23 protein-coding genes and 2 pseudogenes are annotated in these 26,999 nt (G+C 59.3%); 12 read left to right on the plus strand and 13 right to left on the minus strand.

Annotated elements, in window-relative coordinates; genetic code table 11:
• Window positions 1-172: 172 nt before the first annotated feature.
• The 7 genes and pseudogenes from F3J20_RS11945 to F3J20_RS31835 all read left to right on the plus strand — a co-directional run.
• Complete coding sequence (locus tag F3J20_RS11945; RefSeq protein ID WP_167283451.1) at window positions 173-592, plus strand: ACT domain-containing protein; 420 nt, start codon at window positions 173-175, stop codon at window positions 590-592.
• Window positions 593-1,135: 543 nt separating this feature from the next.
• Complete coding sequence (locus F3J20_RS11950; RefSeq protein ID WP_167283452.1) at window positions 1,136-2,224, plus strand: LacI family DNA-binding transcriptional regulator; 1,089 nt, start codon at window positions 1,136-1,138, stop codon at window positions 2,222-2,224.
• Between the two features lie 533 nt (window positions 2,225-2,757).
• Window positions 2,758-4,086: a histidinol dehydrogenase gene (hisD, locus tag F3J20_RS11955; RefSeq protein WP_167283453.1), complete on the plus strand. Its 1,329-nt coding sequence runs from the start codon at window positions 2,758-2,760 to the stop codon at window positions 4,084-4,086.
• A gap of 216 nt (window positions 4,087-4,302) precedes the next feature.
• The gene (locus F3J20_RS11960; protein ID WP_167283454.1) at window positions 4,303-5,655 is read left to right on the plus strand and encodes an MFS transporter; all 1,353 of its coding nucleotides are present in this window, start codon (window positions 4,303-4,305) and stop codon (window positions 5,653-5,655) included.
• Window positions 5,656-5,664: 9 nt separating this feature from the next.
• A complete protein-coding gene (locus F3J20_RS11965) occupies window positions 5,665-6,450 on the plus strand; it encodes an N-acyl homoserine lactonase family protein (RefSeq protein WP_167283455.1) in 786 nt (261 codons plus the stop codon).
• Window positions 6,451-6,522: 72 nt separating this feature from the next.
• A complete protein-coding gene (locus F3J20_RS11970) occupies window positions 6,523-8,676 on the plus strand; it encodes an alpha-amylase family protein (RefSeq protein ID WP_167283456.1) in 2,154 nt (717 codons plus the stop codon).
• A gap of 148 nt (window positions 8,677-8,824) precedes the next feature.
• Window positions 8,825-8,920 (plus strand): annotated as a pseudogene (locus F3J20_RS31835) (IS5/IS1182 family transposase); the annotation flags it as partial.
• Between the two features lie 116 nt (window positions 8,921-9,036).
• Here F3J20_RS31835 and F3J20_RS31840 read toward each other — a convergent pair.
• A pseudogene (locus tag F3J20_RS31840) lies at window positions 9,037-9,355 on the minus strand (IS5/IS1182 family transposase); the annotation flags it as partial.
• 89 nt (window positions 9,356-9,444) lie between these two features.
• On the opposite strand from F3J20_RS31840, the gene F3J20_RS11975 reads away from it, so the two are divergent.
• Window positions 9,445-10,389, plus strand: a complete 945-nt coding sequence (locus F3J20_RS11975; protein ID WP_345889876.1) for a reverse transcriptase domain-containing protein — start codon at window positions 9,445-9,447, stop codon at window positions 10,387-10,389.
• 583 nt (window positions 10,390-10,972) lie between these two features.
• On the opposite strand, the gene F3J20_RS11980 is transcribed toward F3J20_RS11975, so the two are convergent.
• The 4 genes from F3J20_RS11980 to F3J20_RS11995 form a co-directional block, all read right to left on the minus strand.
• A complete protein-coding gene (locus F3J20_RS11980; protein ID WP_167283457.1) occupies window positions 10,973-11,398 on the minus strand; it encodes a TrbG/VirB9 family P-type conjugative transfer protein in 426 nt (141 codons plus the stop codon).
• Window positions 11,395-12,729 (minus strand): TrbI/VirB10 family protein, encoded by a 1,335-nt coding sequence (locus F3J20_RS11985; protein ID WP_167283458.1) that lies wholly within the window; start codon window positions 12,727-12,729, stop codon window positions 11,395-11,397. Before F3J20_RS11985 ends, F3J20_RS11980 begins: the two co-directional genes overlap by 4 nt.
• A 2-nt stretch (window positions 12,730-12,731) precedes the next feature.
• Window positions 12,732-13,643, minus strand: coding sequence for a TrbG/VirB9 family P-type conjugative transfer protein (locus F3J20_RS11990; RefSeq protein ID WP_345889877.1), 912 nt, complete (start codon window positions 13,641-13,643; stop codon window positions 12,732-12,734).
• A 116-nt stretch (window positions 13,644-13,759) separates the two neighbouring features.
• Window positions 13,760-14,506, minus strand: coding sequence for a VirB8/TrbF family protein (locus tag F3J20_RS11995; RefSeq protein WP_167283460.1), 747 nt, complete (start codon window positions 14,504-14,506; stop codon window positions 13,760-13,762).
• 75 nt (window positions 14,507-14,581) lie between these two features.
• Here F3J20_RS11995 and F3J20_RS12000 point away from each other — a divergent pair, with 75 nt between their 5' ends.
• Window positions 14,582-14,848 (plus strand): hypothetical protein, encoded by a 267-nt coding sequence (locus F3J20_RS12000; protein ID WP_167283461.1) that lies wholly within the window; start codon window positions 14,582-14,584, stop codon window positions 14,846-14,848.
• 2 nt (window positions 14,849-14,850) lie between these two features.
• Here the strand turns inward: F3J20_RS12000 and F3J20_RS12005 are convergent, their stop codons facing one another.
• Genes F3J20_RS12005 through F3J20_RS12020 form a run of 4 tightly spaced genes read right to left on the minus strand, consistent with a single transcriptional unit; the run spans window position 14,851 to window position 19,213 of the window.
• Window positions 14,851-15,879: a type IV secretion system protein gene (locus tag F3J20_RS12005; RefSeq protein WP_167283462.1), complete on the minus strand. Its 1,029-nt coding sequence runs from the start codon at window positions 15,877-15,879 to the stop codon at window positions 14,851-14,853.
• Window positions 15,880-15,913: 34 nt separating this feature from the next.
• The gene (locus F3J20_RS12010) at window positions 15,914-16,195 is read right to left on the minus strand and encodes a hypothetical protein (RefSeq protein WP_167283463.1); all 282 of its coding nucleotides are present in this window, start codon (window positions 16,193-16,195) and stop codon (window positions 15,914-15,916) included.
• 11 nt (window positions 16,196-16,206) lie between these two features.
• Window positions 16,207-17,007, minus strand: a complete 801-nt coding sequence (locus F3J20_RS12015; RefSeq protein ID WP_240162764.1) for a conjugal transfer protein TrbJ — start codon at window positions 17,005-17,007, stop codon at window positions 16,207-16,209.
• A complete protein-coding gene (locus tag F3J20_RS12020) occupies window positions 17,000-19,213 on the minus strand; it encodes a conjugal transfer protein TraC (protein WP_240162765.1) in 2,214 nt (737 codons plus the stop codon). Before F3J20_RS12020 ends, F3J20_RS12015 begins: the two co-directional genes overlap by 8 nt.
• Between F3J20_RS12020 and F3J20_RS32105 the strand changes: the two genes are divergently transcribed.
• Window positions 19,205-19,444, plus strand: coding sequence for a hypothetical protein (locus tag F3J20_RS32105; protein WP_240162766.1), 240 nt, complete (start codon window positions 19,205-19,207; stop codon window positions 19,442-19,444). The genes F3J20_RS12020 and F3J20_RS32105 overlap by 9 nt on opposite strands.
• 233 nt (window positions 19,445-19,677) lie before the next feature.
• Here F3J20_RS32105 and F3J20_RS12025 read toward each other — a convergent pair whose 3' ends face one another.
• From F3J20_RS12025 to F3J20_RS12040, 4 genes are read right to left on the minus strand one after another with little or no spacing between them, the layout of a single operon-like run.
• A complete protein-coding gene (locus tag F3J20_RS12025) occupies window positions 19,678-20,043 on the minus strand; it encodes a VirB3 family type IV secretion system protein (RefSeq protein WP_240162767.1) in 366 nt (121 codons plus the stop codon).
• A 12-nt stretch (window positions 20,044-20,055) separates the two neighbouring features.
• On the minus strand, window positions 20,056-20,478 hold the full coding sequence (locus F3J20_RS12030; RefSeq protein WP_205299270.1) for a hypothetical protein: 423 nt from the start codon (window positions 20,476-20,478) through the stop codon (window positions 20,056-20,058).
• Complete coding sequence (locus F3J20_RS12035) at window positions 20,471-21,520, minus strand: ATPase, T2SS/T4P/T4SS family (RefSeq protein WP_167283465.1); 1,050 nt, start codon at window positions 21,518-21,520, stop codon at window positions 20,471-20,473. Before F3J20_RS12035 ends, F3J20_RS12030 begins: the two co-directional genes overlap by 8 nt.
• Entirely contained in the window at window positions 21,517-21,963 is a 447-nt protein-coding gene (locus F3J20_RS12040; RefSeq protein ID WP_240162768.1) for a lytic transglycosylase domain-containing protein, read from the minus strand. Before F3J20_RS12040 ends, F3J20_RS12035 begins: the two co-directional genes overlap by 4 nt.
• Before the next feature lie 703 nt (window positions 21,964-22,666).
• Between F3J20_RS12040 and mobH the strand changes: the two genes are divergently transcribed.
• Complete coding sequence (mobH, locus tag F3J20_RS12045; protein ID WP_167283467.1) at window positions 22,667-24,829, plus strand: MobH family relaxase; 2,163 nt, start codon at window positions 22,667-22,669, stop codon at window positions 24,827-24,829.
• Window positions 24,830-24,853: 24 nt separating this feature from the next.
• Window positions 24,854-26,995, plus strand: a complete 2,142-nt coding sequence (traD, locus tag F3J20_RS12050) for a type IV conjugative transfer system coupling protein TraD (protein WP_167283468.1) — start codon at window positions 24,854-24,856, stop codon at window positions 26,993-26,995.
• Window positions 26,996-26,999: the final 4 nt, after the last annotated feature.

A 26,999-nucleotide genomic window follows, 5' to 3' on the forward strand; every position in this document is an offset into this window, starting at 1 on the left:
CGACATCTCGAACGTGAAGATATCGAAGCGTACGGATTTGACCTGTTTGGGGCCACGCTCTATGATGACACGTACTATGAGTGACAATTTTAACCGATGCGAATGCGAGCATCCTGCTGCCGGCCGTCGGCAAGGATGCCCAGGCTAACGTTCATATGGCTGAGGGGACATAGTGAGTCAACCGATTTCAAACCTTGAGCAGTTGCTGGCGTCGATGCAACCCGAGTTGAATGACGGCGCCTACGTTTTTTCCTCGGTGCAGGCGGGGACGGACGTTTCGCGTTTCATGCCCGTGGCGACCTTTCGTGAGCGCGAGGGGATGACGGTCATAGTCGATGAAGTAACGGCTCTGCGTGAGGGACTGCCCGTGCTGTTCCGGGCAGCCTGGATTACGTTGACCGTCCATTCCGATCTGCAGGCGGTGGGGCTGACCGCTGCGGTGGCGCAGGCACTGACAAAGGCGAGCATCAGTTGCAACGTCGTTGCTGCTGCGTTCCACGATCACATCTTCGTACCGTTCGAGCGCGCGGCCGATGCGCTCGCCCAGCTTGCCGGACTTCAGGCGAGCGCGGTGCGCGACGCCACAGCCTGAACCGCGTGGCAACGCCAGGCCAAGATTTTAGCCGCACCCCCCACGGTGATGCGCACGACGATTTGGGACTTTGTGGGAGCGTCTTGCGCGATATTTCTGGTTGGACTGCTTGCGCAAGTCGCGTCCAACATCATTCGAGGTAGTCATTCCGCGCCGGACGTATGGACGATATTGGGCTCTTTGGCGACCGCCGCTGCGACCATTGTTGCGCTGTGGGTCGCGTTGAAAGACGATCGAGAAAGAGCACGGGACGAGGCTAGGCACGACGCAACAGAATTGACTGTTTACGCCCTCATTAACCAAACACAGCCCGATCAAGCGGAAGCCGGCGCCATAGTCACGTTTCCAGCTCCCGCCACGTCGAATGCAGCGAGCCGTTTTAGGGCACTACGCTCTCCTGTTTGCTTCATGCCAACGTTTAATAGCTGAAAGACCTGATACCTCGACCCTTGCAAGATCCGGCCGGTTGTCTGAGCCAATCAGGCATACTCTGTTAAATGATGCCGCAGCATGCTGCGTTCCCATGTTCCTCTCCGGCCAACGATGTCTGACACTCAATTAAAACGCCGCGACGTGACTGCGCACGACGTCGCTAAGATTGCGGGTGTTTCTCAATCTGCCGTCTCGCGCGTATTCACCCCAGGCGCTAGTGTATCGCCTGGTACTCGAGAACGGGTCCTGAAAGCGGCGAACCAACTAGGCTACCGGCCTAACCTCGTGGCGCGTTCGCTGATTACGCGTCGCTCTCATCTAATCGGCGTGGCAGTACCAGCTAACGGTAACCCATTCTATCTTGCGGCACTTAATGCACTGGCAACGGCGTTTTCAAGAGTTGGCTACGGCATGCTGATGTTCCCCAGCGATCCACTGCTAGGAACGGATCCGATTCTGGAAGATGTGTTGCGCTACCGCGTGGACGCGCTTGTTTTGATCTCAATCCAGTTGTCATCGCGATTTGCAGATGAATGCATGCAGATTGGACTACCTGTCGTGATGGTGAATCGCAGGACCGACAGCGAGGCGGTGTCTACTGTCACCGGTCAGAACGTCTACGGGGCGCGTACCATAGCTGCGTTTCTGCACGCAGGAGAACACCATCGCTATGCCTATGTCGCTGGGCTTCCGGGCTCGTCGACAAGTCGCGACCGAGAGGAGGGCTTCGTTGAATATCTTGAAGAGCAGGGTGTGAGAAACATCACGCGGCGTGTCGGCCAGTACACGGCAGCGGGTGCGGAAGAGGCAGTTATCTCACTCCTTTCGCTGAAGAAGCCGCCGGATGCAATTTTCTGCGCCAACGATCACATGGCTTTGGCGGCGATTAGCATCGCGAGCAAACGATACGGATATGAAATCGGTACGGATCTATCAATCGTGGGTTTCGACAATATCGAAATGGCAAGCTGGCCAATTTTTTCTTTGACCTCATTTAGTCAGCCCCTTGATGCGATGCTCAAACGAGCAGTCTCGAAGGTGCTCGCGCAATTGAACGGAATGCATGAGGCACCATCTCATGACGAGGTCGTTGGCGAACTCATAGTGCGGAACTCGGCGCGTCGACCCAAAACGGGTGTGATCGACGGGAATGGCTACAGCTACTGGCATTCCGTCGCGGAAAGCGGGCCTCAAGGGTAAACGTTGACAGAACGCTTCTTTATATCCGGTAGCCAAAAGTCGTCTTTCCTCGCCCCCGCGGGCAACTCATACACTTCCCCCTACCGTTTCGGCAACGTTCTTCGAAGCGTAATCGTCACTACAAATCACGCCATGCCGAACTGGGAGGCACTACCTTGGCAACCACGCGATGCGATCATAGGCGATCCTAGGCGGTCCTATGCACTATTGCCACGTCCCCAGATTCCATGGCCCCACTGGAGGGCTTAAGGAAAATGTCGGAGTGTTTGTAAGAAAAACGGAAGAAGGCCAAAACTCGACCACGTCGTGCGTTGCCGGGTGGGAAATCCGGGCGAAATCCGGGCGCCATAAGGAGAGGAATTCGAACTGCCCGTCCGGATCACTCTTTCAAGATCTGATCCCGAGTTCGTGATTCGATATTAAACATAGAAGCCAGATCCTAAACATGGAGCTGCATACGAATGCAATGCGCAATGGTTTGCATACGTATGCAGGAGCGTATCTTCTAATCTAACTTTTGCACTGGAGTTGGCATGGCGACATGGCTTAAACGCGGCGTCGAAGCGGCAGTGCTTCGTTCTGCGGCAAAACAGGTTCGTGACATCGTAGAGGCGACGCTTGCAGATATCGAAGCACGCGGCGATGCTGCGGTACGGGATCTCTCAATCCGCTTCGATGGGCTTGACCGGAAAAGCTATCGTCTGACGCAAATCGAGATTGACGATTGCCTTGGTCAACTTTCTGAGCGAGATGTTAAGGATATCGAATTTGCTCAGAAGCAAGTGGGAAACTTCGCTAAACATCAGCGCAATTCCATTCTGGACGTGGAAGTCGAGACGATGCCAGGCGTCATTCTTGGGCACCGCAATATCCCGGTCAATGCCGCCGGCTGCTATGTGCCCGGGGGAAAGTACCCGTTATTGGCGTCTGCGCACATGTCAGTGATTACCGCGCGTGTTGCGGGCGTGCCCCGTATTGTGACATGCGCGCCACCTTTCAACGGGAAGCCGGCTCCCGCAATTGTTGCAGCTCAACACATGGCCGGTGCGGATGAAATTTACTGTCTGGGCGGCATTCAGGCGATTGGAGCGATGGCGCTGGGCACTTCCAGCATCGCACCCGTCGACATCGTTGTCGGCCCCGGAAACGCATTCGTCGCCGAAGCAAAGAGGCAATTGTTTGGTCGAGTTGGCATTGACCTTTTTGCTGGCCCGACCGAGACCCTGGTGATCGCCGACGAGTCGGTGGATGCAGAAATGTGTGCGACCGATCTATTAGGACAGGCTGAGCATGGGCCTGATTCGCCCGCCATTCTGCTGACCACATCTCGAAAGCTCGCCGAAGAAACGATGGTTGAAGTTGAACGGCTGCTTGCTATCTTGCCGACCGCAGTAATTGCGCAAAAATCGTGGTCCCAGTTCGGCGAAGTGATTGTTGCTGATTCGGACGATGAGATGATTTGTATTGCTGACGAGATTGCTTCGGAGCATGTTCAAGTGATGACGCGGGACCCCGAATATTTCCTTGAGCGGATGACCAACTATGGCGCACTCTTCTTAGGTTCCCGGACGAACGTTGCATATGGCGACAAAGTGATCGGCACAAACCACACGCTGCCCACTCGCAAGGCAGCGCGCTATACAGGTGGCCTGTGGGTCGGGAAATTTATCAAAACGTGTACCTATCAAAAGGTGCTGACCAACGAGGCATCGACATTGGTCGGCGAATACTGTTCTCGTCTATGCGCGCTCGAAGGATTCGCTGGGCACGGAGAGCAGGCCAATCTGCGTGTGCGCCGATACGGACATCGCGACGTGCCGTATGGTGGTGCTGCGGAACCACTCCTAATTACCACGGGTTGATTATAGTTGCACCGCTCATCCTCGATGATATATCGAGAATAGTAATTTGCATTGCTAATCTATTAGCACGAGAAGTGAGTTGAAACATTTTCACGAGAGGCACCGAACGAGTAACTAAAGAGAAGGCAGGTAGTCCAGGAAGACACGGTCATACAATGCGCAGATATATCTGGGTCAAATGACTCTCGGATTTGCGTCAAAAGGAGGAGACGAGACGTGAGCGATTTAAGCGCAAAAAGCGCCGGACTTCACGACGCTGCAGAGGGAAAACTTCGACGCAGGCAAATCTGGTATGTATTTCTGATCTTCGTCGCTAATTTGATCAACTACTTTGATCGAAGCACTATAAGCGTTGGCGCGCTGAAAATTCGTTCTGACCTAGCAATCAATGCAACCCAAATTGGAGTTCTGCTGTCGGTATGGTCGCTTACTTACGCGCTCTGCAACATGCCTTCGGGCTTCTTAGTCGACCGGTTCGGCCCTCGAAAACTTGCCCCGCCGGCTATCTTTATCTGGTCTCTTGCTGAAGCCGCCGGAGGTTTGGTAAGAGGGTTCTTCCCACTTTTGTTGACGCGGCTGATTCTTGGCATGGCTGAATCGCCGATTCCTCCTTGCAACGCGAAGGTCGTCTCTAGTTGGATCTCGCCTCGCAAACGTGCCCTCGCAAGCGCTTGCTATGTCTCGGCGAGCCCGTTGGGACCGATGCTCGCTCCGTTGCTGCTTACTCCATTGATGCTCGAATTTGGTTGGAGATGGATGTTCATCTTCATGGGTATGGTAGGAATGCTTATCGCAGCTATCTATTTCATTACATATCGCGAAGTTGAGAAAGCGAAGATCACCGATGAGGAAAGGTCTCGGATTGCTGGCGACGAAATGACTAGCCCTTCAAGACCGATTACGTTCCCTCGTTGGCGTTCACTGTTTCATTTCAAAACGACATGGGGGCTTATGCTGGGCAGTTTTGCGACTGGGTGGACGTTCTGGATCTTCGCAGGCTGGCTACCGCTCTACTTCGAAACCCAATTTCATTTCAATCCTGGAAAAACTAGCATCTACGCCGCAGTGCCATTTCTGGGTGGGCTTTTGGGGACCTTCGCGGGAGGGTTCTTCTCGGAGTGGTTGCAGCGCTTGGGCTGGAGTCCATTTAACAGTCAAAAGGCGCCGCTGATTGTAGGTGCTACGGGTGCGTCTCTTTCGAACATTGTTGTAGCGCTAGCTCCAACCGCGAATGTGGCAGTGATTGCGAGCTTCGCGACAATATTCTTCTTGATGGTGATAGTCGTCGGACAATGGGCGGCTCCCACAGTCCTGTTCCCAAAGGCCTTGGTCGGGTCGGCAGTCACAACGTTCAATTTCATGGCTTTTATCGGCGCTACGCTGTCCCCTCTGGCCACAGGAATATCCGTGGATATCACCGGATCATTCCGCGCGACATTATTGCTTGGTGCTGCGATGAGCGCATTCGGTGCCGTAATCACGTATTTGATGATCAGGACACCTGTTACCGAAGCTTCTATCAGCGATATCCTCGATGAAGACGCCGGCCCGTCACGCTTCGATAAATAAGGAGGAGAAGTGTCCAACGTTCCTGTCTTTGAAGTTTTCGCTCTTCGCTTTGCACGTTCAACGGGCCGGAGCCAACAGCGGAACTTCCGTTATCCAGATCGTGTAAGTGGTGCTGTAAGTGATTTGGACTTCTTCGTCTTCCTGATTCGGAACCGCGATCATCAGTTTGTGGTCGACACGGGATTCGACATGGAGGCGGGCGCCCAATCCAATGTTGCTCCGTTTACCTCTCCACGCGACCTACTGCAAGATCTGGCCGTCAATGCGGACAACATTACGAACGTCATTCTGACCCACATGCATTGGGATCATGCTGGCGGCATCGGCTTCTTTCCGAAGGCCCGCTTCCTTCTGCAGGAAGCAGATATGCACTATTGCGTTGGTGCATGCATGTGCGTTAAGGCGAACCAGCGGCCGTATCGGGTCAAGCACGTACAAGACGTCGTAGAAGCGACGTATTCTGATCGTGTCGTGTTCCTGAAAGGCGACCATGAGGTGGTCCCAGGTATTTATCTCCACCTAGTCGGAGGTCATACCCCTGGAATGCAGGTTGTGCGGGTACGTACGCGAAAAGGTTGGCTCGTACTGGCCAGTGACGCATCGCACTTATGGGCGAATATACGAACACGCAATCCTTTTCCACTTCTCAGTAGCGAGCGCGATGTTGAACGAGGCTATGAACTAATTGAACAATTGGCAGATGGCCCAGATCTGATAATCCCTGGCCACGATCCCTTAATCTCTAAAAGATTCCCCGCAATTTCGACCAACCCGAACGTTTTACGCCTCGATTAAAAATAAGAGGCACGTTTCCCGGTAGCAGATGCAGTTTCAGTTTCCTAAACTTTCTCTGAGGCATAGTAGACGATGGAACAGCAACTCTGGTTCAACCGACAGCTCCGGATTTGTCAGACAGTGCTCCGCGAACCGGACATTGAGAGATACGACGCAAAAGCAGTCGTTGAATATTTGGAATCCATTGAAGCGAACTGCTTCGTTATCAATGCCGGCGGGATCATCGATTTATTTCAGAATCCGTTGGATCTTAAGAACCATAACCGGCTGCTCGGAGAGCGAGATATTCTCGGAGAAATTTCGGAACTGTGCCACGCGCGTGGAATTCGAGTTATTGCTCGGGTTGATTTCCGCGGAGTAGAGAGACACAGATATGAACAGCGGCCCGATGTGTTCGCGCTCGACGAGAACGGCGATCCGCATACCTTCCGCTATAAGGGAAAAGCTTTGCCCGAACCGCTTTACATGCCTTGCTATCTGAGCTGGTACAGGAACGAGCACGCTTTCGAGTTTGGTAGATATCTTCTCAGCAACTACAAGATTGATGGTATCTGGGAGAACGCGCCGATGCAGTACGGTGCGTGCTATTGCAAAAGTTGCCGTAGCGCGTATCTGCGTGACACCGGAAAGGAACTCCCGCGTGGAGGTGACTACGAGGACATAAAATACGATGAGTATCGAACGTGGAAGGCCGGGAATCTAGAAAAGCATCTGATAAATTTTCAGCGAGAGATCAAGGCGTTCGGAGAGGACAAAATATTCTGCGCTGAGATTTTGGGATTGTTCTACGACTACTACTTGAATGCGAGTCAAGACATCTACCAGATCCGTGATTCAATGGACTTTCTGGTAACGCCTATGTTTGTCTCGAATCATGAACCGCTTAGTGCGCCTTCCATGCTCGGCAAGTTCATGAAATCCCTTGCACCCAAGAAAACACCGGTAATGTTGTTCGGACATCTTGGCACAGATAACGAGCTGAGGTATGTATCAAACTCACCAGCAGAGTTGCGGATCTGGATGTGGCAAGCTATCAGCACAGGTGCGTCTCTTTGGGATTGCACCTTCAACGGAATGCATCCGGGTGTGACCTATGATCGACGCAACGAGTCCGCAGTAGGTGACGTTTTCCGGTTAATAAAGCGGCACGATGACAAGTTGCACAATCAGACTTCGATGTGCACCACGTCCATTTTCTATTCAAAGCGGACTAACTTTTTCCGTGGCGATGATGGAGGCCGTGCAAAAGATCATTATCTCTCTCATCTGCTCGGGCTTGAGCAATGTCTCCAAGATCGGCATATCCAGTACGATTTCGTTCTGGACGTAGATCTGACGCCGGAGAGTTTAGAAGGAAAGACCCTTCTCATCATCCCCAACGGTGAGCTTCTTTCGGAACATCACGCCGAGGTCGTGCGCTCGTTCGTGAAGGACGGAGGCCGCGTGCTCGCGACAGGGAGAACGTCTCTCCGCACGGAGACGGGCGAAGCACGTGACGACTTTGAACTGAACGATGTATTCGGCTGTTCGTATACGGGACTTTCGATCGACGTCTCAAATTGGGGGTATCAATGGGTCTCGGAACCTAACCATCCGGTACTTCAAGGATTTGAGCGAACGAACCTTACCGCCAATTGGGGGGAATGCCCGTTGGTGAAGGTGGAAGCCGGAAGCAATGCGAAATCCCTAATGACGTATCTACCGCCCATCTTTCCGCAGCCACCTGAAAAGTCGTGGCTCAGGTCAATGGAATCTCCCTATACAACGGCTGTGGAAAATACGTTTGGAAGGGGGCGGTCGATCTATTTTCCTGGTGATATTGATCGGAATATCAGGAGACATGGCCATCTCGACTTCGACACGCTTCTAGGAAACGCCGTGGAGTACCTTCTTGAAGGAAAAAATCCCGTAGTCACAAACGCGCCCCCTTCTGTGCAGATTTCGTTGACACGTACCAACAGTGGGAACGAGAAGGGTTTCATGCTTCATCTCATCAATGTGTCGTCGGCTCCGCGCCGTCCGATCAAAAATGTCCTGCCTGTTTACGACATAGCGGTCGAGCTGACTCTGCCAGCGAAAACCTTCCATTCGTTCGAAGTGGTCGCAGGCGAACCGGCCGATGTTGAAGTGTCCCGAGAGGCGGCGCCGAAAGCGAATACGCTTGCGTTGAACATCAAGATTGAATGGCTCGTGGATGTGATTAGTATCTATATCGCGGCTGACTAAGCACTACGCAGGTCGACCGAGGATGTAGATTTCAATCTCTCCGTTCTCCACATGTTGAACTACATCTTATCTTCCGATAAGGTGTAGTTCGCTAACGTCTGCAAGTATGGAGTTTGGGCACGTCAGACGACGAAGACTTAGTTAGCGTCACGACGTCACTCAACTCAACCCTCTGGTCGAGGCTATCCCGAGCACGAGCAGCAAGCGTGGTAAACCACTATCGAAACCTCGGGTCGTTCAAGCGACAGAGGCTGCGAGTTGTGCAGTCATGAGATAGTTCGCTCCAGGCCGACCGCACCGAGCGATTTCAGTTGCAATGCCGACGGCATGTAATGAACGTCGATATTTGTCGTGGTCGCGATTGGCGACAATGAGTATCACCGCGAGCGGGATACCCTGCGCTTCGGTGATGGGGTGATGCCTTGAACCGGGGCGCGCGCGTTCCGTGGGATTCGGTCCCGTTTTTGACCCGAGCCCACAGAACGGATTAAAGAGGAGTCGATGATGACGCGAGACCAATCGATTTGGTCGGCAGCGCGTAACCGCGCAACGAGTACCTCGTGTAACTCGTCCCAGATGTCGCCTTCCGCCAGTCACGCAGGCGACGCCAACAACTCATGCCGCTGCCGCAGCCCATCTCGCGAGGAAGCAGGTCCCACCGCAGGCTCGTCTGCACAACGATCTTCATTTTGTTAAAGCTTATTAGGCGAGTGGCAGAAACCGGCTGAGCTCGGTCCGATTTAATTGGGGCTGGACCCTATCAGAAGAGTGTTCATACCGAAGGCCAATGGCAAGCTGAGGCCGCTGGGCATCTCGACCTTGCGTGATCGGGTGTGCATGACGGCAGCGATGCTGGTGCTCGAACCGATCTTCGAAGCGGACCTTCCGCCAGAGCAGTACGCTTACCGTTCGGGCCGTAATGCCCAGCAGGCGGTGATCGCGGTGGAGGAACGGCTGCACCGGGGGCAAACGGACGTTGTTGACGCCGACCTCGCGGACTACTTCGGCAGCATTCCACACGCCGACTTGATGCTGTCGCTCGCGCGACGCATCGTTGATCGGCGTGTGCTGCATCTGATCAAGATGTGGCTGGAATGTCCCGTGGAAGAAACCGATGACCGAGGCCGGAAGAATCGGACGACGGAGGCCCGGGACAGCCGGTGGGGCATTCCGCAAGGCTCACCCATTTCACCTGTACTGGCGAATGTTTATATGCGTCGGTTTGTGCTGGCGTGGAAGAAGCTCGGACTTCAGCGCAGTCTTGGCAGTCGCATTGTGACCTACGCGGACGATCTCGTGATCCTGTGCAAGAGAGGAAAGGCCGAAGAGGCCTTGCTGCGACTGCGTGAGATCATGGGCAAGCTGAAGCTGACGGTCAACGAGGAGAAGACGCGAATCTGTAAGATGCCGGAAGGTGAATTCGACTTCCTGGAGTATACGTTTGGGCGGCTGTACTCGGCGACGACTGGGCAGGCCCGCATGGGCATGCGCCCGTCGAAGAAGAGTATCCGGCGCATGGTCGAAAAGATTCATGCAATGACCGCTCTGAAGACGGTATGGCAAGAGACCACGCAACTGGCGGACAAATTGAACCGCACGCTGCGCGGCTGGGCGAACTACTTCAACGTAGGCACGGACCGGCGCGTATCGGGCGCTCGACAACTACACCGCTGCGCGGTTGCGTCGGTGGTTACGCAACAAGTACAAGCTTAGGCGTCGCAGGGGCGGGAGTTATCCATCCTCGCACCTCTACGGGCACTTCGGTCTCGTGCGTCTGACTGGACCATGGGTGTGAACCTGCCGTGTACGAAGGCGTGATGTCCTGTCCGAGAGCCGGATGCGGGAGATCTGCACGTCCGGTTCGATGAGCGGGGTGTGGAAACGGGGTTAAGGGGAAGCTATTCGGGCACCGCCAGACGAAAGAGGCGGCAACAGACAAACCGAACCTACTGCTACCGCGCCACATCTCGACTCTACCGAAGGTGTGAATTAATCGATGCAGGAAGCTGGTCTCACGACTCGATGCCGCCAACGTCTGCAATCCGCGATACTGCTGATCCGAACGTGACCCTCGGCGAACGTCCGCAAAGGCTGACGTGTGCGCGTTAAGCATCGGGCGGGTTTCGGAGTGGACCAGTCGTTCGGGGGAGCGTTACTTGGCTCGGGCGTGCAGCGGAAAGCGGCTGGTAGGCGCCGTTTGCTTGCTGTTTTCCACTTGCGGCAAGTATCACGCCGCGCAAGCAGTTCAGCGGCGACGGTATCGGATGACCTTGTCGAAAAACGCGTACGCCGAAAACTATGGAGCGGTTGTACGAGGAGGCGGAGTCTGCGTAGGGGAAGCATCGCCGAAATGGGCGATATGCGGCGGCCCGTGCGGCGCGACACGTACCGCACGGGCTTCCTGGTTGGTGGCACGAAACACCAGCGCCGGTTCCATCTGGTCGACGATCACGTAAGGTGGATCGGGATGCCAGTGCAGTAGTACAAGACCCGCCGGCGTGTCCGCGAAAACCGCCGGCACGTGTTTCGGATCGTCAAACTGCAAATAGATTCGTTGTCCGTCGTCGAATACCTGATATGGCCGGGCTTCGGCAGCGCCGCTCAAATGCCAGTCAAAGTCGTAAACCGGTCCCGATACGGGGGGCTGCTCGGCACAAGCCGACTGAAGCATGCAGCCAGCAATCAGCGCGGCCGCAGAAAGCACGGTGGTGGGATGTTTCATCGTTTGCAGCTCCCATCGGTGATGTTGGGTGGCAGCATCATGTCGCGCTGCGTGATGAACGTAATGCGCTGACCCGGTTCCAGCCTCAACGTCGGCTGGATGTTCATGTTGCGCTGAAGGATGGTCTGTGTGGTCTGGGACAGCGACTGCGCTGCCGCCCCTGACAGATCGGTCGACATACCGCCATTGACATTGATGGTCGTGCCGCCCGGCTGGCTCTGGTTGTGGCCGATCCAGGCGGCGACGCCCGCGATCAGGAATGTAGACCCGAAAATCTTGAAAAAGTGGTTGTTGACGTCGGCAGTGACGCCGGCTTCGCCATCGGGATCATTGCCGGTCAGTCCGTCCAGACGCATCGTTGCGTGGCGAAAAATCATCCGTGTCGCGGCCATCAGCATCAGATCCTGGCCGATCGCCACGTCATTATTCGTATGGCCCAGAATCCGCGTACCCTTCGGGATCAGCCTGCAGCTTCCATCGATGCCGTCGTAGATGTCCCGATCGACCATCGCGCGGAATGTGCCGGGCATATCGCTCTTCACGCCCTGCAGGATCACAGTAGGTATTGGCGTACCGCCCATCACCATGTAGGGCGAACTGATAGGGACCGGAATCAATGGCCTTGCGTCGTCGGGTTCCTCTCCCTGTTGTCTGATCCAGTCTGCGTTGTGCCGATCGGTGGCGCTGGACACGCCGCCTGGTGACGAACCTGAGGTGATTGAGCCGGACGTACCATCCGGTGGGGAACTGGCTGGTGCGGCCTGGCTGCTGGAGAGTTGTGCCAGGCTGTTCGCGATGTGCTCGGGCGGAAGACCATTCCCGTTGGCCTTACTGGTTGCGCTACTGGCCGTATCCTCGTAAGCGACAAGTGACTGGCTCTGCATGGCTTCGATCTGCCGTTGCTGTGCAAGACGATCGGCATCTCCCGTGCCGGACGACTGGCCGGCAGTCCGATAGTTTCGGGGGAGTGGTCCGGTCTCGTCTCCGGGTGCACCTTTGGGAATGCCATCAAGCGGTGTGCCGCCGAGCGGGGCGCTCGCGCCCGACGCCGCATTACCCGCGCGTGCCAGCGCCAGGCTGTGCTGATCTGAGAGGCGCTTTCGGATCGCGTCAGGCGAAGCCTTCGGCTGACGCGCATCCGCTTCGATCTGCTCACGCTCGCGCCGTTCAGCAGCCGTCTCGTGCGGGTGAGACAGCGCATGGACGAGAACGATTGCAAGCAACGCCGAGCACAGGGCAATGACCAGTGTTTTCGCGAGATTGCGGCGGATGCGGGTCAGCCTGGCTGGCTCGGGCGTGAGCGGAACACTGCTGTTTTCCGGGGCGGGCATGGTTACGGCTTTCCGTAAATGTTCTTCATGTGGGCCGAGTCACAGCCAAACAGTCCGCAGCCGTGACCGCGGCCGTTGAAGACCCGTACTTCCTCCTTGCCACGTTCCAGTAGCAGGCCGTATGTTGCGATCTGCTGCACCTCGAAGAAGTCGTTACCAAGTGGAATGCAGCTCGCGATCTCAGCCTGTCCCTTGTCGTCCATCAGCAGGATGGCCGGCAGTTCGGCGTGTTGAGGAAACTGCAGGTAGGTGAACCGTCCGTCGTCGAAGACCGTCACAGGCGCGAAGGGCGTGTTGCCCTCGACGCGATAGTCGAAGTTCGCATGATCGAGCGCAATGCGTGGGCGGCCCGGGTGCATCTGACCTGGTGCGGACGATCTCGTTTGCGTACTTTCGTCCGGTTGTCCGATCGTGTTTGCTGCTGGAGCGTTGCCCGGATATTCGAGACCGAAAGGCGAGACCTGTCCCGCTGTCATCTGCGCATCGGTATCCAGGTAGTGCCAGGAAACGCGTTGCCAGGCTCTTTTATTGTCCGATGAGCGCAGGTCCAGCTCGTAGCGTCGGCGTGTCGTGATGACCGTGGCGGCATTGTCGAGCGCTGGCAGGCGCGCCTCGATGAACACATCGCGCTTCGTGAGCGCGGTATGTTCGAGCCATCGTTTGCCGGTATCGGACAGGTAGACGCCAACAACCTCTTCGTCTGGCCCGAAGACCAGGTGGGTCTCCTCGTTCGTGCGTACGAGTACCGGATACCGATAGTCCGGATCATAGTCATAGACGACGAGCGACGAATCGTCGGGCGCCGGGTATGGGCCATTGATGTGGGTGCGGGATGTGGACGGGTGTGAGGCTCGCGGATGTTGCGCTAACGCGCGCCGCGCATCGACGGATGACGGCGGCGGGATGGCGGTCACTGTACTCGCTGGTAATGGAGCGGTGGGGACGGGACCAGACGTTGCGACCTGGGCCCGGGCTGTCCCTATGCATGTGGCAAACAGCGCGGCAATGCACGCGGCAGGTATGACGGGCTTCATTGCGTTGCTCCCGGATTGACGCCTGCATAGGGCGTCAGGCTGAAGTGGGTGATGCGCAGCCCGATCGGGTTGTCCTTCTCTTCACCGGGTTTCAGCGTTTCGGGTGCGAGCAGGAAACTGGCCGTGAGCAGCATCTGTTGCGGTCGGGACGGTTTGCCGTTCACGCTCTCGATTAGCGTGAAGATCAGATAGGCCACCTGGCCGTCCGGCGAGAACGACGTCGAGTTCTCAACGAATTCGCGGGTGAGCCCGGGTGTCTGCACAACGCGCTGTGCGACCGGGTCGGTCACGGTGATGTAGGTTTCGAGTTCCTGCGTGGCGGCACCCGACGTCCAGCCGAAGGCTGCCGGTATCTGGCGCGTGAGGGTGTCCTGGCTGTCGGCCTCGATCGTGAACGCGCGTGAGGCCCACTTCACGAGGAAATAGCGTTTGTTCGCCGCGGTGACCGAGTAGGTTTCCGCGTAGCGGTCCGAGACCCACACCGCGCCGCTTTTTTCGTCATGTTCAACAAAATAGGGGCGGGGGCCGCTATGTGCACCTTGCACGATCAGCGCGGCGCATTCGCCAGCGGCAATCAGTGCGAATGCCGCCGCCACCTTGACCGTGAGACGCTTTTCCCAGATGGGGCGCTGGAACGCCGCAAACCAGGCTGAGACCGCCTCTCCCGTGTTGGGCGGAGGCGCAAGATCAGCACCCGATATTTCAGTGTCAGAAGAGCTACGAGAGAGCAGGCGTTTGCGCATAACCTAACCCCTCCGGCAAGGGCATGCCCACGGTGCTACACTGGGATCCAGTTCACCTGCTGCGAGGGTGCAGCCATGGCAAAGCTCAAAATCATCCTGCTCTATTTCGTACTGCCGATCCTGCTGTTCTCGGCGTTTGTCCTCTATCAGGTCGGCGCACTGCATTTCGGTGTGGCGATGATGCTTGCCGGCGCAGTAGTATTTCTTGCTTGGGCTGCGCTTAGCCGGACGCCGATGGACCGTGCGCAATCCCGCGAAGCTGATGAGCAACACTATCGAGACGCCGATGCATCGTGGAACGCATACTACGCAAGCCAGCACAACGAGCGTCAACATCGCTGACCTCATTTCAGAATATTGGGCGTCAATTTGTTCCCCATGACGCCTTTCCCGAAGCCACGTAATCCGCCGCCGGCACCGCCGGACACGAGCGATTTCGCGATGTCGGGTACCTGCCACATCATGAAAGCCCCAACACCGCAGACCAGCGCGAGCGCGAGCATCGCGAGGTAGTTCGTCGCGTAATAGGCATCGCTGTTCGTCCCGTTCTGCGCGGCGGCCTGCTGCACGAGACTCTGGATGCCGGGTAGTACGCCGCCATTGACGATGGCCATCATCAGCCATGCAACGACCTTGAAAAGTCCTGCTGAAATCGTGAAGCGGAGCCACCCGTCGAAGAGAAATTCACCAACTGGCAGGACATACCAGGGGATGAGCACCGGCCCGAGGCAGAACGCAATGTCGAGCAGGAACGAGCCGAACTGCACGACTACCACGAAGATCATCGTCATCAATGCGATCGCGATGACCGCGAGTGCTTTTGCCAGAAACGCGAGCAGGATCAGCGGCAGGTTCTTGACCAGTGTCCAGATGGAGTTCAGGCCCGCAGAATTCGCTCCGGCGTCGCTTGTCGTACCGCACACCTGATGGTCAGTGTTCGGGATCACAATTCCGTCAGGCGAGATGTCCGGCACCTGTTCGCACACCTGGGCGGCTTCGGTCCGCACGCCCTGCATGATGGTCGACGCGGCATTGACGAGCGCGCGCAGCAGATCGCCGGGATTGCCCTCGCCACCGGAAACACGTGATGCCATCGTCTGCATGTTGTCGACGAAATAGCCGTGTACTGTGCCCGACCACGCCGTGAGCATGACGAGGATTACCGCGCACCGGATCAGATGCCGGAACATGTTCGCGAAGAAGCCGGGGAAGTCGCCTTCGAGCAGCCACAGGAACACATGCCACGTCGCCATGACGAGACCCAGCGCAGCGAGCAGATCCATGCCGTCGGACAGGAAGAGCGTCTGCAGGCTCGTGCCCTTCGCCTGCATTGCAGCGAAGAGCGCATTGAGCACGGAGATGACGTCGTTCATGAACGTGGCCTGATTGAGGTTGAGCGGTTCGCTATCACAGGGCGCCGCTGAGTCGCAGCAACGCCAGGAGCAGGGCGAGCGGCAGTGCGATCCAGGCCGCTGCAAAAACCTGCGGACTTTCGACGTGCACGACCAGCAGTCCGACGAGCAGCGATAGCCGCACGCTGCGGGTGATGCGTCGGTCGAACGACCAGTGCGGATCACGCTCCCCGAACGGCACCAGGATGCGCAGTCGGTACTGGTGAAGCGCATGCAGCACCACACGCTGCTCGGCAGGTGTCGTACAGAGATGGCGGATCAGCCAGCGCAATAGCATCGCTTGTGCTCCTACTGGTCCTGCAACAGCTCGAAGTCGGGTGCACCCTGCGTCGTCTGTTGTTCCTGCTGGTTGGCCTGTCCGAGCGCCGCGGCACGAGCGGCGGCAAGCTGTGCCGCATTGCCCTGGGCTTGCGACTGCGTAATACGGTCCTGCATTTGTTGCGTGACCTGGCGTTGCACGAGTGCGTGCAGGTCGACCATTTCGCCGGCCAGTACATTCGACTGCTGGTTCAGCATCTGCAGCCCCTGTACGGTGCCCGTCACACCGGGAATCTGCGACTGGATCTGCTGCAGGTTCTGCGCACGCTGCGCGAGCGTGTCCAGGTTCTGCGTGTCCTGCGTCAGTTGCTGCTGGTAGAGGCCGCCGCGCGTTGACGCAAGCGACGTGTAGGCCGACAGCCACTGTGCGGGCGACATGCCTGTTGTGTTCATCTCGGAGAGGCTCCGGCCAAAGAGCCCGTTCGTTGCACTGGCTGCCTGCTGTAGTTGCGTGATGGCGGTCGAGAGCGACTGGAAGTTCGCGATCTGCGTGCGGTACGGGGCGATGGTCTGATCGATCAGTGAGGTGGGAACCTGCTTCAGGTTCTGGACCATCGTGACGTACTGCTGCAGGCGGGTGATTTGCGCCTGAACGTTCTGCTCGACCATTTGCGCCTGCTGGGCGACCGAAGACGCCAGCTCGGCGTGGTTCAGCAACTGGGTGATCTCGGTGGAACCGCCGGTCAGGCCGCCGCCGGCGTGAACGGTGGTGGCGTGCAGGATCAGGGCGAGGGCAGTCAGGGCCGTGGCGTGAACAGCAGGCTTACGCATGACGGACCTCCTGTTCCAATGCGGAAGCTGCACCCGTGCAGGCCTCGCCCATCGCTTCATCAATGTAGCGGTCCTTCCAGTCGGGGTGACCGGAGTGCAGGTGCCGCTCGAACATGAGCTGCGCGCTCATCTCCGAGCGCAGGATGGCGATCGACGCGGGATCGAGCGGTATGGAGACGCGTCGCGATGCTCCGCCCTGTTCGGTGATGAAGTAGTCGCGTTTGGCGACGAGCTGCTGGATCGTGCGGATCTGTCCATCGGACAGCCCGAAGTCGCGCTGGTAGGCAGCTTTCGCGGATGGCGTGAAGTTCTCGACCGGTACGAAGACGCGCACGAGCACGTTGTCACGGATCTGCGGCCAGATTTTCGATGTCGAGACCTGCTCGGGAGACTGCGCATCCATCCACACGCAACCCAGCTTCTTGCGCATCGTGACAATCCAGTTGCCGATCTGCGCAGCGAACGCATCATCGTCCAGCAGGTTCCAGATCTCGGGGAGCATCACGAGCGTGGGTCCGATGACGCCCTGTGCCCGCCGCTGCTCCAGCGAATCCTGGATGCGGTACGTCACATACGACAGGAAAGGCCGGGCGATCACGGGATTCGCGAGAATCCGGTCAGTGGCCATCGACACCCATTGCGTGTCGTCGAAGCTGTCGCTGACGTTGTCAAAGTAGTGGGCGTGAACGGATGAACCGACCCACAGGGCGAGTTCATCCGCGAGCGGACCGGCGGGCAGTGATGCGTGGACCGTGCGCAGCCGCCACAGCCGCCGGTCGGTGCGGCTGCGTGTGGCCGCGAGTGCCTTCTCCAGTTCGCGGCGGTCGCTCGCCGTCGCCTGATACGTGTCGCGTTCCTGCACGAGCATCACGATCCATTCGACGAGGAATTCCCGGTGCCGGAGGTCCGCGAGCAGCGCGAGAGGGTTAATCTGTGCACGTTCCTCATCGGAAGCCCCGGCGGCATCATGATCGAACTGCAGATAGCGCCCGCCCTGGAGGATCGTCGGGATTCGCATCGACAGGTCCTTGTCGAACCCGTACAGCCACGCGTTCGGATACTTGCGGAACAGCGTCGCGCATAGCAGCATGAAGATCGTCTTGCCGAACCCGGTACGTCCGCACACCAGCATGTGCCCGACGTCGGCGAGGAACGCGGTGAACCAGTAGGGCGTGCCGAACTCGGTCGGAAAGGCGGCAAGCGCCGGGCAGAGCGTACCGGTTTCCTTTGTCAGGTGCGCGTTGATGCGGTGACCGTCTGAGACGCCGCGCAACGGCAGCAGGCGCGCGAGCGCTGCCGTGTCGATGAACGACCAACGCGCGCATTCGCGCCACATGCCAGGGATGCTGGTTGCGAAGGCGGAAAAGGCGTGGAGCGTCTCGCGTACCGGCGTGAAGTGCGCCGCGCGCAGCGCTTCCTCGACGGCCCGATGCGTCGCGACAGCCTGTGTCCACGCCGCTTCGACCGGCATATCACCATTGAACGGCGTGGTCTCGAAAACGGGCGAGAAGGAAAGCACCGACAGGTTGTAATACCCATACATTTCCTCGGCCATCTCGACCTTGCCGGCGCGCCGGTTGGCGTCGTCCGCCGCGGCAGAGCGGGACTGGTTCTGCCGCGCACCGGATGTGTCGCCGCTGCGCAGCGTGGCCGCCAGCAGCGAACGTGTGTCGAGCCGTCGCCCCTCGTGATAGCGGCGTACGCTGTCGATGAAGCGCATCGCGGCGGTCGGTGTGGTGAGCCGGAAGCAGTGACTGACCGTCAGCTCGCCCGGCACTTTCAGAAGACCGTCGAGACCCGTGGGCTGCACACTGTCCGGCCAGAAGTCGCGGCGCACCGGAATACCTGTGGCGATCGCAAATCGCTGCCGACCGTGCGAGTAGAAGTGCAGATAATCGTGACCAGGACGAACCTCGGTATCACACATCGCGAGGTCCAGCGCGGGAATGTCGGGTATCGGCACGGCTGGCACGTGATCGCTGGGCGGCGAGCAGCAGGCGTGCATGAATGCGCCCAACTCGTTATCCCGAAGTCGGCGGCAGGCGAGTCGTGGATTGCCCGCGACGAAGCCGAACAGGATATTCTCGAAGGTCTCGACGATGGTGGCCAGTTCCGATGCCGTATAGGCGAACAGGTACTGATCGGAGAACGTGCCGCGCACGGCCTGCATCAGAGCCCGCACAATCGACAGCCGGTCATGCGTCATGCCATGCGCGACCTTGCCCGCAAACCGGTCGATGCCGACCTCGGGAGCCAGCGTGAACGTGACGAAGTGGCGGTTCGTATAGTTCGCGCCATGCTCGAACGTATCGCGTCGTGCATCGTCGACGCGTTGCGAAACCGGGTCGGGCATCGGCACGCTCAGATATCGGGCACTGCGGCGGCGGTGCACTGTCCACCACATCGTCACGGGGCGGCGCGCGATGTCGCGCAGTGACGTGATCAGGTTCTCCATTAGCTCGAGCACGTGACCGGTTGACAGCGCATCGGCGTCCGGTCCCGAGAACTCCCAGGTTGCCATGACGGACGAATCCTTGTTGACGATCAGCGAATCACTGAAGCGGAAGAGCCACGGCACCATTTCGGCCGTGGAACGACGGTCACCGTCCATGCGCTGCGCGACGCGCGCAAGCGATTCAGCGTCAAACGGCGAGAGCGTCATAGTTGGCTTCAGCACGGTATCCCCCGGGCGAATCCCTTGGGACGGGCATTGATTTTCTGACGCAGCAACTGGCGCGGTTCGTAGTAGTCGCCCTGACGGCTGTATTTCACATAGCAGCGGATCTGGTCCGGATCGCGGCGTGCCGCGAGCCACAACACGGGATGGGTGAGCAGCACCGCGAGCAGCACCCAGCCGTTTCGCAGGCCGGCCGCAAACGTGATGACGATCGCGCCTTGCGCGATACACCATTTGCGGTCGATACCGAGCAGCAGGAACGGTTCGAGCATGGTTTTGCGGATGCGTGCGGCAAGCGGATCCGGCGAATCAACGGGTTCACCGGATGCATCACGGCTATCGGAGCGAAGTGATTCCATGCGGGTCTTCCGTCAGATACTTCCGGTGCACGCGGCGCCGTGGTTGAACACCTGCGCCCAGAGCAACGGCATGTTCAGAACAGCCAGCGTGCCGAGTACACCGCGCAGCACATGCGTCTTGATGTTGCTGCGTCCGTCATCGAGCAGCCACAACACGATCGACCCAACCAGCGCGGAGAGCGATACGACCTCCAGGAGCTCGTTGTCGAGCACGTCCTGATACACCGTGCACAGCCCGCCGTTCCAGATGCCGGCGTGCGCGATGGCCGGGAGTGTGCCGAGCCAGACGGCAGCGAAGAACAGGCGCAGCGCGCGGTGATGGCGGACGGAAAGGGTTCGCCATGCAGTGCGCAGATCCACGCAGTGGTGATGGAGTGCAGTGATGACGTGGCCCGTGATGCGGGCGACGCGACCGTATTGATCTCGTTCATGCATGGACCAGCTCCTCGTGGGAGGCATATCGGGAGAAGAGACACCGGGTCTGGTAGCGTCCGTTCCGCGCGCCGAGCACTTCGCGGATTCCGACCGGGCCGCGCATTGCACCCTGACGCTCGGCGTGGACGAAGAACCGGAATGTGGAGGCGATTTTCTGGCGCAGGTCGTCGATCGACAGGAGCCGTCCTTCGTCGCTCATGCGGATGAGCGACTCCAAACGGGCAGGCGCCGTGTCAGAAGAGTCGGCGTGGAACGAGACGATGGAGCCAGGATGTCCGGTGTTCAGCGCTTCCATCAGGTCGAAGGCTTCGGCGCCACGGACCTCGCCAACGATGATCCGGTCCGGGCGCACGCGCAGTGAGAAGCGCACGAGGTCGCGAACCGTGATGCCGAGGTTGGTTTCGAAGGCGACGTGATTGGGCGCGTGCACCTGCAGTTCGGCCGTATCCTCGATCGTGATGACGCGATCTTCCTGCGGCATCGCGTCGACCATGGCGTTGAGCAGCGTGGTCTTGCCGGACGAGGTGCCACCTGAAAATGCAACGTTGATGCGCTCGCGCATGACCCATTCGAAGAACTCGCTCAGCGCGTCGCCGCCCGAAGCCAGTCGTTCCAGCAGCGCAGTATTGCGGCGTCGCGCAGCCGGTGACTGCGTACCGGAGAGCACGTCGAATGCGCCGCTGCGCTCGTAGTCAGCGAGTTCAATCCGGCGGCGCGTGTGCTTGCGGATCGACATCATGTCGCCGTGGACGGCAACGGGATGCCGGGCCGCAGCGATCCGTAGGCCCGGTAGCCGGGCATCCAGTAACGGCGTCTGCTCCTTCGCATTGACGTTGGCGAGGATCGTGATGGCGCGGTCCAGTGCGTCCGGATCGAGGTCACAACCGGCGACGTACGTCAGGTTTCCGTTACGCTCGACAAAGACTGCGTCGGCGCGGTTGACCATGATCTCCTGCACGTCGGGATCAGCGAGCATCGGCTGTAGCGGACCGAGATAGTCGTTCAGCACCTCGATCGCGTATTCGTACGTCAGCCGGCTCATTGATTGCCTTCCCATGTGAGAGGCCGGAGCAGCTTCGCAATCAGTCCTGGCTCCTGTGTCGTGCGAGGCGTGGCAGGCTCGGTCGGCAAGGGCGAGATCATGTTGAGTGCGCGATAGACACGGCGCGCGTAAGCCATGCGCTTCCCGTGTGTTCCAGCGTTGTATGCGCCGACAGCATCCCAGCTCAGGCCGAGGCGATGGAGGTTCTGCGACAGGATCCATGCACCGACATAGGCATTGGTACAGCGGTCATGGAGGTCCGCGCGTGAGATGCCAAAGTGCGAGAGCGTCGTGAGCCATCGGCTGTTGATCTGCATCAGACCGATATCGGTGCTGCCGTCGGTATTCAGATGGATGACGTTCGCATGCTGTCCGGATTCGACGGTGGCGATTGCACGGACAAGCCGCACGCTCACGTGATGAAAGCGCGCGGCGTCGTCCATGCAGTCGGCCCGGCAATTGAAGGCCAGCCCGCACATCACTGCACCAGTCAGAACGATCCCTGCAGACGTCACCCTGGACCTCATTCATTCGCATGTCGCGGCTGCGCCAGCCACCGGAAAAAGAGCCTGCCGGGCGCGGGGAGCATCCCGGCAGGCCAACAGCGCGCGTCGGCCCTGGGGGAGCGGACCGACAGGTTCACTGTAGACAGGGACGGTTCGCGGATGGGCCGGATACCTGCCCGCGTGCGCGAGCAGTGCAGCTTTTTTTTTGCGAACCGCCCGGCAGTCCGATCATTTCCATGTGGACTGTCCAGTGAAATGCAAAAGGGTCTGGAGAAGGCTGCGAAGGCAAGGGGAATAAAGGATTGCGAAAAGGAAAGGGCCTTATCCAAAGGCCGCGGGTGAAGCCTGGAATGAGACGCTTCACCCGCTGAAAGGCGCAAAGAGCCAAGGGCAAAAAAGGGGCTGTGGCAAAGGGGAAAAACGCTGCGGCGCGCGCCGCACAAGGCCAGAAAAGGACTGCCTGGCTGACCGTAATTTCCAGTATCCGCACGTGCGACATGACTGCATGCGATGACCGCTTGCCATGCAGTCATTCCGGACCGTGAGTGAGGGTGGCTGCGTACTGTGGGGACATGAAGCGGGGCGTTGCGCAGTCCACTCGACCGGATTTCCCGATTTCCCATTACCACGGCAACCCTGCATGGCACTCAGTACTGCTCTGACCTGGCTGGGACTCTCTTCCGCGGCGTCTGCGAGGCCGTCCCAGCCAGCGTCACCTTCTGCATCCGTTGCCGCTCAGACATCGCGGCGGCGGCCTCCGTCTGCCCAGCATCTGCCGGTACTCGGGTCCGGTGAGCTCATTGCGCGAACCGGTATGCAGGGCGCCGTCCGCCATATTGGAAGCAGCCTGAGTCTGTCGGTTGATAGCGAGCGACGGGACGTCGAACCGCTGATCCAGCAACTCTCCGAATTCGTTCAACTGCTGCCCGCATCGGAATCCCATCACCACGCGCAGTCCGGTGGCCTGCTGATCCATCTGCTTGAGGTGGCGCGGTATGCGCTGCATTTCCGCGAGGGGTACCGCCTGCCGCTTGGCGCGAGTCCCGAGGACCAGATGCAGCATGGTGCGCGTTGCAGCTATGCCGTGCTGGTCGCAGCATTGCTGCACGACATCGGCAAACCCCTGGCGGACCTGAAGGTTGAGCTCGTGAGCGGTATGGTGGCGCGGCCATGGGTCCCGCTGGCGGGCAGTATGAACGGGCAGGGTGGCGAGTGGTACCGGGTGGATTTTCCGGAGCCGACCCAGCGCGACTATGGTGCACACGCGCGGTTGTCGATCGTGCTGCTCCAGCGCCTGGTTCCATCCGCATCGCTCGGCTGGCTCGCGCAGTATCCGCCAGTCGTCGATGAACTTGCCGCGTACCTATCCGGCGACGCCGGTGCAAAGGACGGGGCGCTCGCGAAGATTGTCGGCGAGGCAGACCGGCGCTCGGTTGCACAGAATCTGCTCGCAGGGCCACGCACCCGGTTTGCGACGGCCCGGACGGTTCCGCTGATCGAGCGGTTGATGGGTGGGCTGCGCCGCCTGCTCGCCGAAGGCGAGTTGCCGATGAACCGTGCAGGCGCCACCGGATACTGCGATGGCGAATTCCTGTGGTGCGTCGCGAAGACGCTCGCCGAGGCCGTGCGTGCGTGGCTGGCCCGCAACGAGCAGCAGCAGCCTGGTGCGGCTGGTATCCCGGCTGATAACAACCGGCTTTTCGACACCTGGCAGGAGTACGGTGCGCTTATTCCCACACCGGAAGGCGGTGCGATCTGGACCGTCGAGGTGACGGTGGGGACCTGGAAGCAGACCTTTACGGTCCTGCGTTTTCCACTCGACAGGATGTACGCTGACCCACGCCAGTATCCTCGTTCGCTCCCATCTGGCGCAGTGCAGGTGGTCGAGGTCGTCGAGGCTGGAATGGACGCGGAGCCGCCGCCGGTCGGGGATATGTCGCCGCCACCGCCTGGCAATACGATAGATGTCCAGTCCGCTTCGCCGGACGCGGGCGAGCCGGAGCAACTGGGACCGGTGGCGGCGATGGCAGTCGATGGGGATGCGCCCCCGGCAGAACCAGATGCAGCGGTGTCTATGCTGCTCGTGATGCCTGATCTGCCTGGCGCGGCGATCGATGAGCCCATACAGGCGTCAACCGCAAATGTCCCGCAGCCGGTGTCGCACATCAATTCGCCAGATTTTCTGCCTGACGTCGAAAGCGCATCGACGTTGCAGGGCGAAGCCGTTCGCGACGGGAAGGCGCATACGGCAGATCGCCCTGTGCCCGACGCAGTCACCTCACCCATGCGCCCGAAACAGAAAACGAAGGCGCCGGTACGGTCCGTGGTTTCGCGTGAGGGTGGCCGGCAGCCGCGACCAAACGCCGAGCGTTTCATGGCCTGGGTGCAGGAGGGCATTGCAACAGGCGCACTGCCGTACAACGAGTCAATGGCGCGAGTGCATTTCGTGCCGGAAGGCATGCTGCTCGTGACACCTGCGGTCTTCCGTGATTTCGCGCAGGCGCACCCCGAGGCAATCGAACAGACGCCTGCTGAGGATGGCAGAACGCCCGAGCCGTGGAAGCAGGTGCAGCGCGATTTCCAGAAGTCGGGCTATCCGGTGGTGGTGGATTCGGGCGGCGCCGCGCGCTCCTACCTGCTTCATTACACGATCAAGGGTGCGGGCGGACGGCAACTGTCCGTGATGCTCGTGCCCGAGCCCGAGCGGTTCTTTAATCCCGTTCCGTCTCCGAACGCGATGATCCAGTCTAAGCAGAAGCCGGTGCAGGACGCCGACGGCGTGCCGCATTCGTCGCGGCCATAGACGTTGGGTGCGAGCGGACAGGCGATGGGCTATCCAGTCGAGAACCGCTTCCGCAGACCTGTCGAACTGCTGTCGTCCGTTGTCGCGCTTGCCGCAACGGGCGTGCTCTGGTCCCATCCCGCGCTGTTTCTGGTCACCCCCGCGACAGGTGGTGTGACAACCCTCGGGCTGCTCGTACTGGCCGGGGTGCGCGCCAGGCAGGCGTGGCAACTGATCCGCTTCCAGCGCAACCTGCGGCGTCTGCCGCAGTACGTGATTCCGGCCGACGCGATTCCGTGCTCGAACAGGGAGGTGTTTCTCGGTCGCGGTTTCCGGTGGAGCGGCATTCACACGCAGCGCCTGTATCAGGCCCGTCTTCCCGAGAACCGGCGACTGCTTGCCCGCAACGACTTCTACGATCACGCACGGGATTACGAGCGGCGGCATCCCGATGGCCATCTCGCGCAGATCACACGTCGCCAGGGCTGGTGGAATCCCGTCGCACCATTGCCACCCGTTGGGGGCGATCCCGCCTTGCACGGTGTCGAGCCCGAAGAGCGTGATGTCTGGTTCGACCTTGGCGAGCGCGTCGGCCATATGGCCGTGCTTGGCACCACGCGTGTGGGCAAAACCCGGCTGTGCGAGGTTCTGGTTGCCGAGGACATTCGCCGGGGCGACGTCGTGATCGTGTTTGATCCGAAGGGCGACGTCGATCTGCTGCTGCGCATGTATGCGGAGGCGAGGCGATGCGGTCGCGAGGGCGAATTCACGTTCTTCCATCTGGGCTATCCCGACAAATCCGCACGGTACAGCCCGATCGGTACCTACTCGCGGATCACGGAGGTCGCAACCCGCATCGCGGGTAATCTGCCGAAAGAAGGGCAGTCGGCCGCGTTTCGCGATTTCGTCTGGCGCTTTGTGAATGTGATGGCACGTGCGATGAGCGCGCTCGGCATCCGTCCGACCTACGAGATGATCTACCAGAATGCGGTGAACATCGACGGGTTGGCACTGCGGTATTTCCGCTTCTGGCTCAATCGGGATCACCCGGGCTGGGAAGATGGGCTGGAGGCGCTCGAGAGGGAAGAGGCGAAGCAGGCAATGCGACTGCAGCGCAACCAGGCAGTGCTGCAGGTCGCGAACCTGATCCGTCAGCAGGGCTGGACCGATCCGATCGCGAACGGCCTGCTTTCGGTGATCAGCAACGAGCGCTCGTACTTCGACAAGCTGATCTCGTCTCTCTATCCTCTCCTGGAAAAGCTCACCACGGGACGTACGTCAGAGTTGCTGTCGCCTGACTACGGCGATCCGGGCGACCCACGCCCCGTGTTCGACTGGAACCGGGTGATGGACCGCGGTGGGATTGTGTACGTCGGTCTTGATGCGTTGTCCGATTTCGAGGTCGCGGGCGTAGTGGGTAATGCGATGTTCGCGGATCTCACATCGACCGCGGGCCGGATCTACAAGTACGGGCACGGTTATGGGCAGAGTGCCGCTGGCGGAAAGCGTCGCGTGTCGATCCATGCGGATGAGTTCAACGAACTGGTGGGTGACGAGTTCGTGCCACTGGTTAACAAGGCGGGCGGCGCGGGCTACCAGGTGACGGCCTACACGCAGACCAGCGCCGATCTGGAGGCGAAGACCGGCTCGCGGGCCAAGGCCGAACAGATTTTTGGCAACTTCAACACGCTCGTGATGCTGCGTGTGAAATACGTGACGACCGCGAAAATCCTCACCGACCAGTTGCCTATGGTCGACGTGAAGACGCTGACACTGGCGTCGTCGGCGACGGATGCAGTGAAACGCGGGGAGGGCGTGCATTTCACGGCGCAGACCCACGACCAGATCTCGGTGTGCCCTGTGCCGATGCTACAGCCATCCGATCTCACGCAGTTGCCGAAGGGGCAGGCGTTTGCGCTCATCGAAGGCGGTCAACTGGTCAAGGTACGGCTGCCGCTGCTGGAGAAGAACGATCCCATCATGTTGCCAGGACTGGACGAGGTGGTGGCCGATATGCGGGCGAAATACGCGTCCTACGTGCAAGCCGTGTCGCCGTTCGACGATGGCGGCGGCGTGGCGCCGGACACTATTGGAGGTGTAGTGGGCAGTTTCCTGCCGGTCGGCAATCCCGCCCAGCCGTCGGCCAGTGACCCCTGGGCGGTCGAAGGCAAGGGCGCCGGGTTCTGAGAGG

Source organism: Paraburkholderia sp. Cy-641 (assembly GCF_011752945.1).
Lineage (GTDB): Bacteria > Pseudomonadota > Gammaproteobacteria > Burkholderiales > Burkholderiaceae > Paraburkholderia.

What these genes read in the sequence shown, in the direction of transcription:
- F3J20_RS12025 (WP_240162767.1), bottom strand. Translation starts at nt 20,043, where the DNA reads ATGGAATCACTTCGCTCCGATAGCCGTGATGCATCCGGTGAACCCGTT.
- hisD (WP_167283453.1), top strand. Translation starts at nt 2,758, where the DNA reads ATGGCGACATGGCTTAAACGCGGCGTCGAAGCGGCAGTGCTTCGTTCT.
- F3J20_RS11980 (WP_167283457.1), bottom strand. Translation starts at nt 11,398, where the DNA reads ATGAAACATCCCACCACCGTGCTTTCTGCGGCCGCGCTGATTGCTGGC.
- F3J20_RS11985 (WP_167283458.1), bottom strand. Translation starts at nt 12,729, where the DNA reads ATGCCCGCCCCGGAAAACAGCAGTGTTCCGCTCACGCCCGAGCCAGCC.
- F3J20_RS12030 (WP_205299270.1), bottom strand. Translation starts at nt 20,478, where the DNA reads ATGCATGAACGAGATCAATACGGTCGCGTCGCCCGCATCACGGGCCAC.
- F3J20_RS12040 (WP_240162768.1), bottom strand. Translation starts at nt 21,963, where the DNA reads ATGGACGACGCCGCGCGCTTTCATCACGTGAGCGTGCGGCTTGTCCGT.
- F3J20_RS11970 (WP_167283456.1), top strand. Translation starts at nt 6,523, where the DNA reads ATGGAACAGCAACTCTGGTTCAACCGACAGCTCCGGATTTGTCAGACA.
- F3J20_RS12015 (WP_240162764.1), bottom strand. Translation starts at nt 17,007, where the DNA reads ATGCGTAAGCCTGCTGTTCACGCCACGGCCCTGACTGCCCTCGCCCTG.
- F3J20_RS12000 (WP_167283461.1), top strand. Translation starts at nt 14,582, where the DNA reads ATGGCAAAGCTCAAAATCATCCTGCTCTATTTCGTACTGCCGATCCTG.
- F3J20_RS11950 (WP_167283452.1), top strand. Translation starts at nt 1,136, where the DNA reads ATGTCTGACACTCAATTAAAACGCCGCGACGTGACTGCGCACGACGTC.
- F3J20_RS12020 (WP_240162765.1), bottom strand. Translation starts at nt 19,213, where the DNA reads ATGACGCATGACCGGCTGTCGATTGTGCGGGCTCTGATGCAGGCCGTG.
- traD (WP_167283468.1), top strand. Translation starts at nt 24,854, where the DNA reads ATGGGCTATCCAGTCGAGAACCGCTTCCGCAGACCTGTCGAACTGCTG.
- F3J20_RS12005 (WP_167283462.1), bottom strand. Translation starts at nt 15,879, where the DNA reads ATGAACGACGTCATCTCCGTGCTCAATGCGCTCTTCGCTGCAATGCAG.
- F3J20_RS12010 (WP_167283463.1), bottom strand. Translation starts at nt 16,195, where the DNA reads ATGCTATTGCGCTGGCTGATCCGCCATCTCTGTACGACACCTGCCGAG.
- F3J20_RS12035 (WP_167283465.1), bottom strand. Translation starts at nt 21,520, where the DNA reads ATGAGCCGGCTGACGTACGAATACGCGATCGAGGTGCTGAACGACTAT.
- F3J20_RS11995 (WP_167283460.1), bottom strand. Translation starts at nt 14,506, where the DNA reads ATGCGCAAACGCCTGCTCTCTCGTAGCTCTTCTGACACTGAAATATCG.
- F3J20_RS32105 (WP_240162766.1), top strand. Translation starts at nt 19,205, where the DNA reads ATGCGTCATGCCATGCGCGACCTTGCCCGCAAACCGGTCGATGCCGAC.
- mobH (WP_167283467.1), top strand. Translation starts at nt 22,667, where the DNA reads ATGGCACTCAGTACTGCTCTGACCTGGCTGGGACTCTCTTCCGCGGCG.